Annotated in this window: 12 protein-coding genes, 1 tRNA gene and 1 pseudogene; 7 read left to right on the top strand and 7 right to left on the bottom strand. The window is 62.9% G+C overall.

Annotation, left to right across the window (positions count from 1 at the left end):
* A pseudogene (locus B3C64_RS04275) lies at positions 1-488 on the bottom strand (phosphoglucomutase, alpha-D-glucose phosphate-specific); the annotation flags it as partial.
* Positions 489-828: 340 nt separating this feature from the next.
* Between B3C64_RS04275 and B3C64_RS04280 the strand changes: the two are divergent.
* Positions 829-2961, top strand: coding sequence for a glucose PTS transporter subunit IIA (locus B3C64_RS04280; RefSeq protein WP_291533971.1), 2133 nt, complete (start codon positions 829-831; stop codon positions 2959-2961).
* A 28-nt stretch (positions 2962-2989) separates the two neighbouring features.
* The gene (locus B3C64_RS04285) at positions 2990-3841 is read left to right on the top strand and encodes a PRD domain-containing protein (protein ID WP_291533973.1); all 852 of its coding nucleotides are present in this window, start codon (positions 2990-2992) and stop codon (positions 3839-3841) included.
* On the opposite strand, the gene B3C64_RS04290 is transcribed toward B3C64_RS04285, so the two are convergent.
* Positions 3838-4938, bottom strand: a complete 1101-nt coding sequence (locus tag B3C64_RS04290) for a diacylglycerol/lipid kinase family protein (protein WP_291533975.1) — start codon at positions 4936-4938, stop codon at positions 3838-3840. The genes B3C64_RS04285 and B3C64_RS04290 overlap by 4 nt on opposite strands.
* Positions 4939-5104: 166 nt before the next feature.
* Between B3C64_RS04290 and serS the strand changes: the two genes are divergently transcribed.
* From serS to galE, 3 genes are all read left to right on the top strand, one after another.
* Entirely contained in the window at positions 5105-6391 is a 1287-nt protein-coding gene (gene serS, locus B3C64_RS04295) for a serine--tRNA ligase (RefSeq protein WP_291533976.1), read from the top strand.
* Between the two features lie 246 nt (positions 6392-6637).
* Positions 6638-6722: transfer RNA gene (locus B3C64_RS04300), tRNA-Ser, on the top strand.
* A 239-nt stretch (positions 6723-6961) separates the two neighbouring features.
* Positions 6962-7987: a UDP-glucose 4-epimerase GalE gene (gene galE / locus B3C64_RS04305; RefSeq protein ID WP_291533978.1), complete on the top strand. Its 1026-nt coding sequence runs from the start codon at positions 6962-6964 to the stop codon at positions 7985-7987.
* A 181-nt stretch (positions 7988-8168) separates the two neighbouring features.
* Here the strand turns inward: galE and B3C64_RS04310 are convergent, their stop codons facing one another.
* Both B3C64_RS04310 and B3C64_RS04315 read right to left on the bottom strand, forming a co-directional pair.
* Positions 8169-8855 carry a LuxR C-terminal-related transcriptional regulator gene (locus tag B3C64_RS04310; RefSeq protein ID WP_291533979.1) on the bottom strand — a complete coding sequence of 229 codons (687 nt, stop codon included), beginning with the start codon at positions 8853-8855 and terminating at the stop codon, positions 8169-8171.
* A 56-nt stretch (positions 8856-8911) separates the two neighbouring features.
* Positions 8912-10420: a PspC domain-containing protein gene (locus B3C64_RS04315; RefSeq protein ID WP_414632160.1), complete on the bottom strand. Its 1509-nt coding sequence runs from the start codon at positions 10418-10420 to the stop codon at positions 8912-8914.
* Positions 10421-10647: 227 nt separating this feature from the next.
* Here B3C64_RS04315 and B3C64_RS04320 point away from each other — a divergent pair, with 227 nt between their 5' ends.
* Both B3C64_RS04320 and B3C64_RS04325 read left to right on the top strand, forming a co-directional pair.
* Entirely contained in the window at positions 10648-12465 is a 1818-nt protein-coding gene (locus B3C64_RS04320; protein WP_291533981.1) for a PspC domain-containing protein, read from the top strand.
* A complete protein-coding gene (locus tag B3C64_RS04325) occupies positions 12462-13175 on the top strand; it encodes a hypothetical protein (protein WP_291533982.1) in 714 nt (237 codons plus the stop codon). Before B3C64_RS04320 ends, B3C64_RS04325 begins: the two co-directional genes overlap by 4 nt.
* On the opposite strand, the gene B3C64_RS04330 is transcribed toward B3C64_RS04325, so the two are convergent.
* The 3 genes from B3C64_RS04330 to B3C64_RS04340 form a co-directional block, all read right to left on the bottom strand.
* Positions 13146-14900 (bottom strand): alpha/beta hydrolase family protein, encoded by a 1755-nt coding sequence (locus tag B3C64_RS04330; protein ID WP_291533983.1) that lies wholly within the window; start codon positions 14898-14900, stop codon positions 13146-13148. The two genes, B3C64_RS04325 and B3C64_RS04330, sit on opposite strands and share 30 nt — an antisense overlap.
* A 207-nt stretch (positions 14901-15107) precedes the next feature.
* Positions 15108-15707, bottom strand: a complete 600-nt coding sequence (locus B3C64_RS04335) for a DUF4125 family protein (protein ID WP_291534002.1) — start codon at positions 15705-15707, stop codon at positions 15108-15110.
* A 259-nt stretch (positions 15708-15966) separates the two neighbouring features.
* On the bottom strand, positions 15967-16998 hold a 1032-nt coding region (locus tag B3C64_RS04340; RefSeq protein WP_291533984.1), incomplete at its 5' end, for a DUF4037 domain-containing protein.

Here is a 16998-nt window from a genome sequence, read left to right on the forward strand (position 1 = left end):
TTGAATCCGCCGTCGGTCGGCGGGTTGTGCGACGGGGTCACGACGATGCCGTCGGCGAGACCCTCGCCGGTGAAGCGCTGGGTGCCGTCGGCCGCGCGGTTGTGCGTCAGGATGGCCTGGGACACGACCGGCGTCGGGGTGAAGTCGTCACGGGAATCGATGCGTACGCGCACGCCATTGGCGACGAGTACCTCGATGGCGGTCTTCCAGGCCGGCTCGGACAGCGCGTGGGTGTCGCGTCCGATGTACAGCGGGCCGGTCACGCCGGCCTTCTTGCGGTATTCCGCGATGGCCTGGGTGATGGCGACGATATGGGCCTCGTTGAACGAGGTCTTCAAAGACGAACCGCGGTGTCCGGAAGTGCCGAAGGAGACGCGCTGCTCCGGAACGTTGGGGTCGGGGACGACGTCATAGTATTTGCCGATGACCTCGTCGACGTTGATCAGATCTGCTGGGGTGGCGGGCTTTCCCGCATTGTTTGCAACCATGCTCCCATTGTGCCACGTTTTTTCACCAAATGTGCGTAATTGTCAAATTATGTGCGAAGAATAGTTAATTTTGTGTGATGAATACGTTTCCCGATGATGGGCGTGTCGTAATGATTCCGTGAATGGGGCGGCGGGTCCGCGGATTCGCTCCCGGATGATTTGCATGGAATCCGGCGATGGTGTAATGTAGTGGGCATTCGACTAAGGCAGGGTTGCTAGTCAACTAATCGACGCAAGACCTGAGATGTGGCTTACTATGCCATATCTCAGGTCTTTTTTGTTGCCCGAGGCAGTGCCGCGCCGGGTCGGAAACGTTGTTGTGGAAAGAAAGGAGATCGAGATGGCCGATTCTCTCGCCTCTCAGATCATCGCTGCGATCGGTGGAGCTGAAAACGTTCGCAGCCTGACGCATTGCGCAACCAGATTGCGCTTCGAACTGGTCGATGCCTCCAAGGTGGACCAGAACGCGCTCGAACATATGAAAGGCGTGCTCGGCGCGGTGCCGCAGAGCGGCGACCGCTTCCAGGTGGTCATCGGTGGCGCGGTGGCCTCCGTGTACGACAGCATCATGCACCTGCCCGAGATGGCCGGCAACGGCTCCGGCGGCACCCGATCCGATGCCGGCAAGACGATGTCCGATGCCGACGTCAAGGCGGCGGCACGCTCCAAGGCCCGCGGCAAAGTGGCATGGGTCGATTCGTTCTTCGAATACCTCGCCGACTCCTTCCGTCCGATCATCGGCGTGCTGCTCGGCGCGTCCATCATCATCGCATTGGTCAACCTGCTGATCTCGCTCAACGTCATCCCGAACGACGAGGCGTCGGCCGGCTGGGTGTTCATCAAGGCGATCTGGAAGGGCGTGTTCTACTTCCTGCCGATCATGGTCGCCTACAACGCGGCCAAGAAACTCAAGGTCGACCCATGGCTCGGCGGTTCCATCATGGCCATATTGATGACGCCGCAGTTCACCAGCCTGATGGACACCAAGACCTTCTCATCCACGGTCTGCACCGAAAACGCGGCGCTCGGCACCACATCGTGCACGGCGAACATCTTCGGACTGCCGATGCAGCTGAGCGATTACAGCGGCAACGTGTTCGTGCCGTTGATGATGGCCGCGGTGCTCGCCTTGGTCTACCACGGATTGAAGAAGATCATCCCCGACAGCGTGCAGCTGGTGTTCGTGCCGTTCTTCTCCCTGGTCATCGTGGGCGCGCTGACCGCGTTCATCGTCGGACCGATCGGCGTATGGGCCGGAAACGCGCTGGGCGTCGGTCTGGCGTGGCTTAACGGACACGCGCCGTTCGTCTTCGCCATCATCATCCCGCTGCTGTATCCGTTCCTCGTGCCGCTGGGCCTGCACTGGCCGCTCAACGCCCTGATGCTGATGAACATCCAATCCATGGGATACGACTTCATCCAAGGGCCGATGGGCGTGTGGAACTTCGCCTGCTTCGGCGCGACCGCCGGCGTGCTGTTCCTCTCCATCCGCGACAAGGACGCCGATATGCGCCAGACCTCGTTGGGCGCGCTCGCCGCAGGTCTGCTCGGCGGCGTCTCCGAGCCGTCGCTGTACGGCATCCACCTGCGTTACAAGCTGATCTACAAGCGCATGCTGGTGGGCTGTGGCCTCGGCGGCGTCGTCATCGCGGTGCTCGGATGGCTGTTCCCGTCGGTCACCGCGGCAGGCCAGACCGTGCGCGGCGTGACCACCACCGCGTTCGCGTTCACTTCGCTGCTTACCATTCCGGTGTTCGACCAGATGTGGGTGTACGCGGTGTCCATCGCGGTCTCGTTCCTCACCTCCTTCATCCTCATCATCCTCTTCGACTACCGCACGCCGGAGCAGAAGGCCGAAGTGCTGGCCCGCGCCGCGGCGAACGGGCGGTCCATGGAGGCGTCCGAGGGGTCCGATAAGACCTTCGAAGCCAAGGAGACCGTCGTCGAGACCGTTCCTGCGGACATCGCTCCGGATGCGGCCGAAGAAACGGCTGACGGCGGCAAGGACGGCGCGGCCGCCGATGCCGTGGTCTCCGCGCCCGTGGCCGGCCACGTGATCGCGCTGGACGATACCGGAGACCCGGTGTTCGCCTCCCGCGCGCTCGGCGAGGGCGTCGGCATCCAGCCGGCGGACGGCCTTGTCGTCGCACCGGTCTCCGGCGTGCTGCAGACCGTCGCGGAAACCGGCCACGCCTTCGGCCTCAAAACCGACGACGGCGTGGAGGTGCTCGTGCACGTCGGCATCGACACCGTGAAGATGAACGGTGAGGGCTTCGACGTCAAAGTCAAGGCCAACGAGCGGGTGAACGCCGGTGATCCGCTGGTCGCCGTCGATTTTGATAAGGTGAAGGAAGCCGGATACAGCACCACGACGCTGATGACGGTGCTGAACACGGTCGCTTTCGCCGAAGTCGCCCCGAAGACCGGCATCGACGTCAAGGCCGGCGACGCGGTGATCGACATTCGGCGCTGACCCAACGATTATCCAAAGGAGAACCGGCATGGACGTTCTTCGTGTGTTCAACAACAACGTCGTTTTGGCGAAAGACGGCGATCGTGAGGTGATCCTCACCGGACGCGGCATCGGCTTCCAGGCCAAGCCCGGACAGCATGTTGACGAAGCGAAGGTCGTCCGCCGGTTCGTTCCCGCGGACGGCCGCGATCCCGACCACATGGCGCAGCAGGTGGCCGGGATCCCGCCGGAGATCATCCGACTGGTCGCCGATGCCATGAACCGCGTCGGTCTCGGTGATCAGGCCGACAGGCAGCCGGCGCTTGTCGTATCGCTTTCCGACCACGTCTGTGGCGCGATTCGCCGCGCGCAGCAGGGCCAATCCATCGAATATCCGCTGGAGGCGGAGGTCCGTTCGCTGTATGCCGACGAATACGCGAAAGGCAAGGCCTTGGTCGATGCGATGAACACCTACCTTGGCGGCTCGCTGCCCGACGGCGAGGCCGTGGCGCTCGCCCTGCATCTGGTCAATGCGGGATTCTCCACGGGCGACATGTCCGCCACCTACGCGATGACCGGCGTGATCCAGCAGATGATATCGGTGATCGAGGGCGCGTACGGCATCACCTTGGAACGCACCGGCGTCAACGTCGGACGGTTCATCACCCACCTGCGCTACCTGTTCGTGCGCATCCACCAGCACGAACAGCTCGATGACGAGCCGCAGCCCATCGTCGAATCCATCAAAGCGTCCTATCCGGAAGCCTACGACTGCGCCAGAAGGCTCGCGGTGATCGTGCATATGCGGTTGGGCGCGGAACTCACGGAGTCGGAGATCGCCTACCTCGCGCTGCACGTGTCCCGCGTGACCGCGCGGCATCCCGGTCGCGCGGACCGTTAGTCCGCAGGGGTTCCGGGCACTTCAGGCACGCGCACGCACAACGCCTGGCGCTCCACGCTGAAACGGATATGGCGCGTTTCGGGGAGCATGTCGCCGTCCACCTGCGCCAGAACGGGCTTCTCCAAAGTGATCTCCGCGCTGACGCCCTGAATCTGGTCGACGGTGGAATTCGTCGACAGCGGGCTTTGCTGCGCCTTGCCGGTGATCGTCTGATGCAGCACGTCTCCGAACAGGTTCGCCCAGCCGATCAGGCCGCCGGAGGTGTCGATGATCTCGTAGTCGAGGATGCCGTCATCGTAGACGGCCTCGGGCATCAGCGAGAACATCGGAATCTGGCCGCAATTGCCCGCCATGAACGTGCGGAACGTGAGCCCGCGCGTGGTGTGCGTGCTGCCGTCCGCGCTGGTGATCGTCACATCGCCCTTGTACTTCGGCGCGAACATGTTCTTCACGCCGGAAACGAAATACGCCAGCCAGCTGATGTTCTTCTTCAGCTCCGGATCGGTGTCGTCGATCATCAGCGCGTCGAATCCGATGCCGGCGATGATGAGGAACGCATGGCCATGGTCCGCGGTCTCGTCATCGAGCAGCGTCAAACGCCCCACATCCACATGGCGCGAGCCGTGCGAGGTGGCGACCGTCAGCGCCGCGTCGATGTCGTCCACGGGGATGCCCATATTGCGGGCGAACAGGTTTCCGGTGCCGATCGGCACGATGCCCAGCGCGTGGCCGGTGCCCGACAACGCGCTCGCCACCGTGCGGACCGTGCCGTCGCCGCCCACGGCCACGACCACATCCGCGCCATGCTCCAACGCCTCGAACGCGCACGCCCTGCCGTCCTTGTCGAGCTGCGTCTCGATGAATTCGACCTTCGTGAGACGCTTCGCCTCGCAGAATTCCCGGATATGCTTTTTGCGCTGCGCCGCCTGCGGCTTCGACGGGTTGACGATGAACGCGTAACGCACCTGGTCGCCATCGCGCCGGCCGAGCTGTTCGGCCAGCTTGCGCCGTCGATACGCACGGAACCCAAAGAACGCTGTGGCGCATGCCGCGATGACCGCCGCGACGATGATCAAAACGATGACATAGGTAGGCATGCTTCCTATTTTCCCCTGAACACGGGAGAAAAAACGGATTTACGACGGAAAATTCAACGATTCCTGCACGGTGCGCCGAAAAAGCGGTTCAGGGAATCCGACGGGCCGTTCCATGTCGGGCCGTGGCGGCCGCTCGGTGTCGGCTTTCGGCACTAGGCTAAGAACCATGCTTGATATCCAATTCATTCGTGAACATGCTGACGTTGTCAAGGAATCCCAGCGTAAGCGTGGCGAATCGGTCGAACTTGTCGACGAGGTGCTGCGCTCCGACGAGGTTCGTCGTTCCTCTCTGAAGGAATTCGAGGCTGCCCGCGCGCAGCAGAAGGAAATCGGTAAGAAGGTGGCCGCGGCCCCCGCCGAGGAGAAGGCCAAGCTCATCGCCGACACCAAGGCGCTTTCCCAAAAGGTCTCCGAGTACAAGGCCGCAGCGGACGCCGCCGCGGAGACGTACACCACCGCCATGTGGAAGCTCTCCAACATCGTCGAGCCGGAAGCGCCGGAAGGCGGCGAGGACGACTACGTGGTCGTCAAGAAGGTCGGCCAGATTCGCGACTTCGCGGCTGAAGGCTTCGAACCGAAGGACCACCTGACCCTCGGACGCGGCGTCGCCGGCATCGACATGGAACGCGGCGTGAAGGTGGGCGGCTCCCGCTTCTACTTCCTGCGCGGTCAGGTGGCCCGCATGCAGATCGCCATGCTCACCATGGCCGTCGACCAGGCCGAGGAGCACGGATTCACCCTCGCCATCACCCCGACGCTCGTGCGTCCGGAAGTGATGCGCGGCACCGGCTTCCTCAACGCGCACGCCGACGAGATCTACCGTCTGCGCGAACCGGACGACCAGTACTTGGTCGGCACGTCCGAAGTGGCGCTCGCCGGCATGCACGAGAACGAGATCTTGGACTTGGAGAACGGCCCGCTGCGCTACTGTGGCTGGAGCTCCTGCTACCGCCGCGAGGCCGGCGCCGCAGGCAAGGACACCTCCGGCATCATCCGCGTGCACCAGTTCGACAAGGTCGAGATGTTCGTCTACGCCAAGCAGGAGGACTCCTACAAGGAGCATGAGCACCTGCTGGCCATGGAGCAGGAGATGCTCGGCAAGGTCGAGGTGCCGTACCGCATCATCGACACCGCCGCGGGCGACCTCGGTTCCTCCGCCGCACGCAAGTTCGACTGCGAGGCTTGGGTGCCGACCCAGGGACGCTACCGCGAGCTGACCTCCACCTCCAACTGCACCGAATACCAGGCCCGCCGCCTGAACATCCGCGAACGCACCGCGGACGGCTCCACCCGTGCGGTCTCCACGTTGAACGGCACTCTCGCCACCACGCGTTGGCTGGTCGCCATTCTGGAGAACCACCAGCAGAAGGACGGCTCCATCGAGATTCCGAAGGCCATGCGTCCGTACATGGGCGGCAAGGAAGTCATCGAGCCGACCAAGTGGGAGGCCTGATTCCATAGCCGTTCGGCATGCCTTTGGCGTGTCCGGCCATCAACGGGTCCGGATCGCGGATGTTCTCCGTGGTCCGGGCCCGTCGTCATTTCGGATGCGTTCATTGCGGACAAGCCCATCGAGGATACGTTCGGCTCGTGTGGACTCGCGTCCGCCCGCCGTCGATCGGGAATGGCGCGGTTCCGCACGGCATGATTGGAATTCCGCGCGCTGTGCTATATTTTCTTGTTGTGCACGCGCACGATTGGGTAGATGTCTGAGCGGTCTAAAGAGACGGTCTTGAAAACCGTTGAGGTGCAAGCCTCCGCGAGTTCGAATCTCGCTCTGCCCGCTTGCAGGGGCTTCGGATGATTCCGAAGCCCCTTTTGCATAAGGGGATGCGCTGCATAGGGTGTGCGCGGTGCATGGCGAAGATCGCCGACGATGGTGATGCGCGATGGCGCGAATCATCGGCGATTCGCATAAATCGCACAAAAACGCACATTATTTTTCTTGAAACACACGTATTGTGTGACAATATGTGCTACAATGATTCTTGAACGTAGGAAGAATCCTGACGAAGGAGACAACATGACCACAGTTCTGGTTACGGGCGGCGCCGGTTTCATCGCCACTCATACCGACATTGAATTGCTCAACAAGGGCTACGATGTGGTGACCATCGACAATTACGGCAATTCCTCTCCCGTCGCGCTGAAGCGCGTGGAGAAGATCACCGGCAAGCCGGTCAAGAGCTACGACGGCGATGTACGCGACCGTGAGCTGCTGGAGCGCATCTTCACCGAGAACAAGATCGACTGGGTCATTCACTTCGCCGGACTCAAGGCCGTGGGCGAATCCGTCGCCAAGCCGATCGAATACTACGACAACAACCTCTACTCGACGCTGGTGCTGCTTGAGGTCATGCGCGCGCACAACGTCAAGAAGCTGATCTTCTCCTCCTCCGCCACCGTCTACGGCGACCCGAAGGAACTGCCGATTCTGGAGACCACCCCCACCGGCGGCACCACCAACCCGTACGGCACCTCCAAGCTGTTCCAGGAGCAGATTCTGCGTGATGTGGTCGTGGCCGATCCGGAGTGGACCATGGTGCTGCTGCGCTACTTCAACCCGGTCGGCGCCCACCCGTCCGGACTGCTGGGCGAGGATCCGAAGGGCATCCCGGCCAACCTGACCCCGTACGTGGCCAAGGTCGCCATCGGCGAACTCAAGGAAGTCCAGGTCTTCGGCGACGACTACGACACCCCGGACGGCACCGGCGTGCGCGATTACATCCACGTCGTCGACCTTGCCAAGGGCCACGTCGCAGTGATCGACCACATCGACGAGCCCGGCGTGTTCACCTACAACCTCGGCACCGGCCACGGCTACTCCGTGCTGGAGGTCATCAAGGCATACGAAAAGGCCGCCGGCCACCCGATTCCGTACACCATCAAGCCGCGTCGTCCCGGCGACATCGCCACCTGCTACTGCGACGCCTCCAAGGCAGCCAAGGAGCTGGGCTGGAAGGCCGAATTGACCATCGACGACATGGCCCAGTCCTCCCTCAACTGGCAGACCAAGAATCCGAACGGCTTCCGCGGTGCCACCGAGTGATGATTGCCTGACGACCACAGCTGATTGACACGCACCGCCATTGGCATGCGTCGCCGATTCGGCTCCATGGGATTCCTTTTTTCAATGGAAGGAATCCCATTATTTTTATTTGTTTGCTGTGCCTGTCGGCCACGTCGTGGCCGACGCTATGATCGTCGGGATTCACACGAATCGTCGGGATTCACACGATTCGCCGGTCGGCGGCCCAGCGGGTCAGCTCGGTGCGGTTCGACAACTGCAATTTGCGCAGCACGGAACTCATATGCGTCTCCACGGTTTTGATGGAGATGAACAATTCCGCGGCCACCTCCTTGTAGGTGTAGCCGCGCGCGATCAGCCGCATGACCTCCTGCTCGCGGCGGGAAAGCCTGTCGAGCTCGTCGTCATGAACCCGCCCGTAGGCTCCGGCGCCGTTTCCGGAAGATCCGTTCTGGAACGCGGACAGCACGAAACCCGCCAGTTTCGGCGAGAACACGGCATACCCTTCATGCACCTGCTTGATGGATGAGATCAGGTCATCGCCGGAAATCGTCTTGGTCACATAGCCCTGCGCGCCGGCGCGGATCACCGAGCCGACGTCCTGCGGGGAATCGGACACCGACAGCGCCAGAAACACGGTGTCGGGGGAGTAGACGCGCGAGCGCACGAGAATCTCGGCGCCGCCACCGCCCTCGCCGCCGGGCACATGCACATCGAGCAGCACCACGTCGGGCTTGGTCTGCGCGATCATCGTCACGGAGCCCTCCACATCCGCCGCCTGCCCGACGATATGGAAATGCGGCTGCAATGTGGCGATCACGCCCGCGCGAAACATCTCATGGTCATCGACGATGGCGATGCGTATTCCGGATGATTCCCGTTCGTTCATTGCTGCTCCTTCGATTGGCTTCCTTGATTGCCTTGCCGGGGATTTCGCCGGCTGCCTCATTGCCCGTCCTGCGCGGTTTGGGGATGTTCATGCTGACGGTGCGCGCCGCCTTCCGGGCCTCGCTGCGCCGTCGCCACGATCGGCATATGCATGCGCACCTCCGTTCCCCATCGCGGCCGCGATACGATTTCCACTGTACCGCCACGCCGTCTGATGCGCCCGACGATCGATTCGCGGATGCCGAGACGGTTCGCCGGCACCGCATCGACATCGAAGCCGTCGCCATGGTCGCGCACGAACACTTCGACGAGTTCGTCTCCGGCCTCGCAATACACGGATATCGGTTCTCCGCCATGCGTCACCGCATTGACCAGTGCCTGCTGCGTGGCGTCGAGCAGCGCATCCGTCTGCGCGCTCGGCCGCGCATCGCCCACGGTCACCACTTCGATCGGTTTGCCATGCGTGTCTTCGATATGTGCGGCGATCTCCTTCAATCCCGCGCTGACCGAACGGTCGGATGTGGTGCGTTCCTGATACAGCCATTCGCGCAATTCGCGTTCCTGCGAACGCGCCAGCGAGAACACGGTCTGCTGCTCGCTGGCGTGCAGTTGAATCAGCGCCAGCGTCTGCAGCACGCCGTCATGCAGATGCGCGGTCATATCGGCGCGTTCCTCCTCGCGTTCCTTCAACGCGCGTTCCGTGCCGAGATCGCGGATGATCGCCAGAATCCACGGCACGACCGTCAACGCGATGCCAAGCAGCAACACCAATCCGGCGATCACCAGACGGCTGAGATTCGCGAAGTCGCGCACATACGACGCAAGAAAAAGCGCATATGCGACGAATACCAGCGCCATGCCGCCGATCATCGTCCATAACTGGCCTTCCGCGGCGTTGAAGCGTAGCCAGGAGACGCCGACGCCGATGGCGGCGAGCAACAGGGGGAAAACGAGGTGCACGGTGATGCCGCCGGCCAGCATCGCGCCGCTGATGACGAGCGCGGCCAGTCCGGCCAGGGCGGTCAGCGCCGGTTTGGGCGCGTTGCGCAACACATGCTCCAGACTTTCCCCGGAGGTTTTCCGTGGCTCGTCGTACAAGCCGGCGTTCATGGCCGAGAACGCGGCGTCATCTGGCGCGGAGTCATTCGCACCCTGCGGAATGACGGAATCCTCCGGCATGTTCGTCCGGACGGTCGAAGCCGCATCTCCGGCCGTACTGCCGAAACGGAATGCGGAAGCGCTTGGAGCTGCCGGCGAGTCCGATGCATACGACGGTGCCTGCGTCGGCGCATATGGCGCGTTGCCCCGCGCGAGCGGGGTCTGGCCGGCTGGACGCTCGTCGGCCATCATGTACGCCTGCATGATCGGGTCGGCCGCGGGAACGGTGATCCACAGGAACAGATAAGTGATGATGCCCGCGCCGAAAACGAACGCGGATGCGGCGAAGGCCAACCGGACCAGCCATACCGGAACGCCCAGATGCATGCCGACCGACTTGCATACGCCCGCGAACCACCGTCCATAATCAGGACGTGCCAACGGCAATCGCGCCTGATTCGTCGGCATGGGACGTCCTGCGGCCAGTGCGGCGTCGTAGCAGCGACGCATATACAGCGCGCTGGCGGCGTCGTATTGCTCCTGCGTGTAACGTGGCTTCCCAAGGGATCTCATGGTTCCATTGTGCCCGTAGTGGTGACTGGAGCAAGGGGTTTCATCCTGTGTTCAGGGCATATTCAGGGTGTTCCCCGATACGTTCGCGGCGTCCTCGCTGCTGTAATGGAACCATGAACAACATGAACAACGATTCACAGGGCCCCTTCAACGGCCAGCAGCCGTATGAGCGGGGATGGCAGCCCGATTCCGGGCGCAACCAGCCGTCTCCGAATGGGCGATTCTTCTCGTGGATACGGTCCAGCCGGATTTGCCGCGGCCGGAACCGTTGGATTGGCGGCGTGTGCGAAGGCATCGCCAGCAGATTCGGATGGAGCGTGACGCTGGTTCGCGCCCTGATGATCTTCACCTCGCTGTTCTTCGGCGCGGGCGCGGCCTTCTACGGGTTGGCCTGGTTCCTGCTTCCCGACGAGTCCGACGACCGTATTCTGTGCGAGGACCTGATCCATGGCGAATGGCGATGGGGCGATTTGGGCGCGTTCATCTTCATGCTCATCGCCTTCTGCGTGGTCGGCCCGGGATGGCTGGCGTTCCTCATCGCGGCGCTCGTGCTGTGGATTCTGGTGAACAGGCTGTCGTATATGCCGGATTGGCGGCCGCAGACACCGCCATCGGGTCGGCCTCCGGCGAATGGGCCGACGTATGGGGCACCGTACGACGGGCAATATGAGGCGCCCGCCAATGGCATGCCGAACGACAGTCCGTACCCGAGACGGAATGGCACGAACGGCGGCGCGCCCGGCTATTCCAACGGCGCTCCGGGATATTCCGATGACGCGCAAAGATACGGACGATTCCAAACCGCGCCGTCCGCCCAGTCCCGGGCCCCGCAATCCCAGTGGGCGTCCGCGCCGAACGCCGGGCCTTTCGCCACGGCGCAGGTTCCTCCGACGTTCACCGCGCCGGCCGCATCCGTGGGACGTCGCCCACGCCGCGGCCGTCGCAAGCCGGCCGGTCCGTTGCTGACCCTGGTGATGTTCGGATTGACGTTCGTCGCCATCGCCGCATGGATAGGACTGGCATTGGGGCGGAACGGCAAAGGTGGCTATCTGGAAGACGTGATACGCTCCGGCACCATCTGCATCGGCCTCATTTGCTTGGCCGTCGGCGCGGTCGTCGTCATGCTCGGCTGCCGCGGACGGCGAACCGGCGGACTGCATCCCCTTGTGTGGATGGCGGTCGTCATGGCGATGGTCGCGGTGCCGTGCGCGGGAATGCTCACGTTGGCGAACAGCCGGATAAACGTTATCTCGTCCGGCTACCATCGAGTATCCGTCGATGGCACCGAAGTGCTGGGCTCGTCATCCGCGCAGATGCGCCAATACGAGCGGGGCGTCCACGTCAGTGGCGATGGCTACAACGACGATACGCTCCACATCGATCTGAGCGAATACGCCAAGGAACACGGCTCGCACCGCGTGAAACTGGCGGACGGAAGCTACGGCACCAGTTCCTGCCCAACCGGAACCCTGAACCTCGTCGTCACCAACGCGCAGGTGGTGGTGACCGTACCCGACGGATGCTGGTGGTCCATCGGTTCGGACGATGACGATTACCATGATTACCGCTTCTCGTCCCTGGATTCCATCGGCGGCGCGGACCAGTTGACCTTGGACAACGGCGACATCGGAGTGTCCCTCGATTTCAGCAACGTCGACGAATCGGCTTCACGGGGAGTGCCGGCGTTCAGCACCAACAACAAGAACCTCGACTGCTCGTCCATGCGGTCGAAGGATCTCTTCACCGACGGCAACACCGATGAGGGCTTCAAACGCGTATACGACCAGCACCTGTTCTGGCCATGCTTCGTGGGAGACGACAAGGCTCCGGAAACTCCGGAGCTGGTCATCAACCTTGACGCATCCGTCAACGGCGGCGTCACCGTGCAATACGCATCGGACAGCACACTGCCCAAGTACGAGGGAAAGGAATCGAAATGAGCGACGACAAAACCCTGCGGATTCCCGTCGAAACGGCAGCCCCGACCGCCGCGCTGCCGGTGACGGCGAACGAAGACGCCACGGCCTTCACCACCGTGCTGCCCGAAGCGCAAACCGAAACCCTGCCGGCATACATGGAATCGGACGAACCGACCGTGCCCCTTTACCGGAACGCGGCACAGGAACCACGCCAAGACCGGAGCGGTTCGAACGATCGGCATGACTCGGGTGACTCCGATAATTCGGGTAATCCGGTCGACGCGAACCAGCCGAACGATTCCAACGATGCGCAGGGCAATCCGCATATGCCGACATCGACGGTACCGCCGAACGGCGGTGGCATGCGGAACACGCGCGACGCCTCCCCGAGAAAATCCGGCAAATGGCGGGCGAACGGCACGGACGACGACCTGGTCATCCGGCCGACCGGTCCCAGCGTGCCGACCATCGTCCTGGGCGCATTGCTCTGCATCGTCGGCGTCGCCGTGTTGTTCAGCGGCATGTCCACACCGTGGAACTGGCTGTGGCAATGGGCGGGAAACCCCAGATTGCTGGTAGTGTGCACAATCGGCGGATTCGGCGTGTTCCTCATCGCCGTGGCCGTCGTCTGGGCGCTCGCCATCACACTGCGCAACCGGCATATGCGGCGCGATGAGATGGCGCAGACGCCGATGGAACGTTCAGACGAACAATCCCCAGAACGCCAGTAGCGCCAACGACAGCGCCGCCGACGACACCACGAATGTGGCCACCGCGACGTGGCCGGATCCGATGCCTGCTTTTCCATTCACATATCGGATTTCGGTCATGGCGCGGTGGTCCTTTTCCGTGACGGCCTTCGACGTGTTTGCCTTGGAAACACCATCTTTCGTGTGGCGACGTTCGAGGAACGTCGCCACGAGCTCGACCGCCAGCCATGCGAACGCGACGACGCCGAGTCGTGCCGCGGATGCGACGAAATTCCAGTTGCGCGCCAGCAATGTGGAATCGCTGGTCAACGCGATCGCATCGCGGATCACCGTGACGAGATACGCGAGGAAGACGCAGGTCGTGCCCACTGCCAGCACGACGTTGACGGACAATGCGGCGCGCAAGGCGGTGGGGAAACGGCGCGTTTCGAGCGGATTGCATGGATTGCGCGGGCCGCACGCCAAACCTTCGGCGGCGTTGGGATTGCCGGCTGGCATGCGGCTGGAACCGGTTCTTCCAAAACCGTCGCCGGAACGCAGCCTCCGTGTCAGACCGGCGCCCAACAGCATCAACGAACCGACGGTCGCCAGCGCGGCGAACAACAGGCATCCCGCGATGGCGGCGATGACCTCGTCAAGCGACGACACCAATCCGGGCTTCGTGCTGGTCGGCGCGGCGATTTTCTGGTCGGGACGGGCGCCCGCGACCATCGGCGTGGTCCAATCGGAAGCGCCTGTGCCATCGGCGACCGCATTGACCCAATCCTCAAGATCATGCGTGTAATGCCGTTCCAACGGCAATTCGGGAACGGTTTTGTTCGAACCCGTGCGCAACTGGTGGTTCGCATCGTAATAGCGCAGCGTCACGTTCGTGTTGCCGGCCTTGTTCGCGGCCCGTATCAGCAGACGCGCGCCCTGCTCGACCGGCATCGCGTCATCCCGCACGCCATAGTTGATGAGCAATGGCATGGTCAGCGATCTGCGGTATTTCGCCGCGTCGAAATCCGCATACGCCAGTCCGATATGCCGCGTTCCCAGACTGGTGATGCGTGGAATAAGCCGTTTGACGGCATCCGGCGCGCCCGCGTCCGCCAGATAGTTCGTCGCGGCGAGCGTCATCTGCCGTCTGCCCGACACCACGGGCGGCGACGTGAGAATGGCGAAGGCGATTTCAGGATGCTCCGTGGTGAGCACGGTCGCGATCCATGTGCCTTCGGATTCCGCGTACAGTCCGGTTTTGCTCGCGTCCACGCCCGGCCAGGACCGAAGGATCGCCAAGGATTTCGCATAATCGCGTGCGCTGGAGACGTAATCGCGGTTGAGCATGGTGTAGTTGTCGAGACGCTTGTCGGGAACCAGCGTGGTGATGCCCGCGGAAGCCATCGCGCCGGCGACATCGCCGTAGGCCTCGGACGATTTGCCGGTGCCGGAACCATGCAGGAACAGGCACGCCGGATGGTCGTTCGGTGCGCCGATCGGCTCGCGCACGATGGCGTTCACGGTGACACCGCCATCGAGCTTCACCGTGATATGCGTTTCCTTGGTCTGGTACGCGCCCTCCTGCGGAGTGGACAACGCGCCGCCGGTGGCGCGGTCCTTCGCCTGGATGGTCGTATCGGAAGTGGCTGGCACGATGTGGTCGGCGAACGGCCTCACCTGCCATTTCGGCGCCAGCGCGTGGCCGAGCGCGCCCAGCATCATGAACAACGCCAACGAAACCACTGCGGTGGCCGCCACGGTGGTCATCGTCCTTCTTATCAATGCACGCACACCCGCAACCATAGGACGCGTTCCCGGCTTGCACAATCGTGCGATTGCCGATTGCGGGCGATCCGTGATCTGTGGATGATCGATTCATGGCATGTGGGATGAATCGACGATGCTCCATGATTGTCGGTCCGTGCCATTGCGGGGCGCGACGTCGATGGCTGTGCGCCACTGGCGGCGGAGCCATCAGCGCTGCGCCGCCTCCGCCTCGTCGAGGCCGTCGAATCCGGCCAGTCTCACGGTGTTGCGGATGGTCTCCTCGGTGAGATTGCGGCGCTCGTCCAGCAGACGGGAGACGAATGCGTCGTACAGGGCGATCGTCCGCTCGGAATACGTGCCCAACTCTCCGCGCAGATATGTTTCGAACGACGTGGCCTGTGGCGTGTCCTCGTCGGTGGTCAGCATGCGCATCGCCATGCCGAGCCTCGGCCAGCGTTCCCGGAAATCACGCGCCCAGGCCACCTGCGTGGCGATGATGCGTTCCTGCATTGCCACCCGACTTGCGGAAAGGCGGGGAATATACGGCTCGATGTTTGCACAATACTCCTGTGGATATGTGGATTGCATCATCCGACCGTACTTTTCCGTCACCAGGTTGCGGCCGGTCCGGTCGGCCTCTTGCAGATCCGACCGGTAGCTGGAGAGCAGTTCGGCCGGCCAGGTGAGGAACTGGCTCGCGCGCATCTCGTGGAACATCGGCCAGTTGCCCTGGCATGAGGCGCGTCCGCCCTCGTTGTTCGTGTTCTGGAACTGCCTCCATTCCAGCGTGATGACGGATTCCACCATGGTGGCCTCGCCGGTTTCCTCCGGCTTGGTGCCGTTGGCGTCGTGCCTGTCGCCTGATGGTTCGATGGTGTTCGTTGTCTTGTTCGTCATTGTTGGTTCCTGACCCGTTGTTTGATTTTCGACCCGCGCGTTATGCACGATGAAGACGATGTGCCGTGCGAATCGCCATGATTGATTGCGGATGGTGTTCGGCGGCGGTGGCCGATGGCGTGCGGCGACCGTTTGCGACCGACGTTCGTTCGTGGAAGCGGACCCGTCGTCACAGGCTGCGCAGGCATGCGTCCGTCGCGACGATATGCTTCTCCACGTACGGACGTTGCCATTCCAGGAACGTCTCATGCGATTCGGTAAGCCCCTCGTGAAGCAGTTCCGTGACGACCTCGGCGCAGATATGCTCGATGGTCGTGGTGATCGTGTCGATCGCAGGGCCTGCGCCCTTGCCGCCCTCGCCGAAACCTTCGCCACCGAAGCACGCGGCGGAGCTTAATCGCAATATCGTCTCCAGTTGCTCGGCGACATCGGCGAGACGCGTCGCCATGCGGCGGCTTAGTTTGCGCAACGCAGCGAAACGCCACTTGTAGTACGGCAGATAGCCCACGGAAACCGGTTCGTTGACCAGAAACACCAGCGAGGCGGTCGCATCGACGAATTGCGTGATGCTCAGCATCGCGGCCGCGCCATCGCCGCGTTCCAGCATGCGCGGCAGATTGTATTGCCCAGCCTGCGCCATCATGCCCAGACGGCGGGAGATCAAGGAAACGCGCACATCCTCAGGCATGAACGTGAATCCCTGACGGGTTTTGGAGAACATGCCCAACGGATCGGCGAACACACGGCCGTTCGTCGCGGTGGCGAGCGTCGCCTCCGGCAGCGTCAGCCATGCCGCGTAATCGGTCTGTGCCGGCGCCTCGGGGTAATTCGTGAGGCGCTCGAAGAAATCGTTGATGCGGAACACGCCGTCGCGCCGGTTCTCGCCCTGCGCGCGGGGCGTCGCGGGCGTGCGGTCCGTGTCTGCGAAGGCTTCGGGCGGCATGGATGCGCTGGTCGTGCCGTTTCCGTCGATGCCGGCATTCCCGGCATCTGTCCGGTCTGCTGCGGAAATCGCCTTGCCGTGACCGCGGAAACGCGGATCGCCCTGTCCGTCCACGGTGAACGCGCGGTCGAGCGCCTCGTAATCCGCCTGCAACCGTGCGCCGATCGCCGCATAATCCTCGTCGGTGAGCCACAGGCAGAAGCGCGGGCCGAAATCATGGTCCTGCGAATATACGTCGTCGAAGCCCAGGCATTCGGA

This window comes from Bifidobacterium sp. UBA6881 (assembly GCA_002451435.1).
GTDB lineage: Bacteria > Actinomycetota > Actinomycetes > Actinomycetales > Bifidobacteriaceae > Bifidobacterium.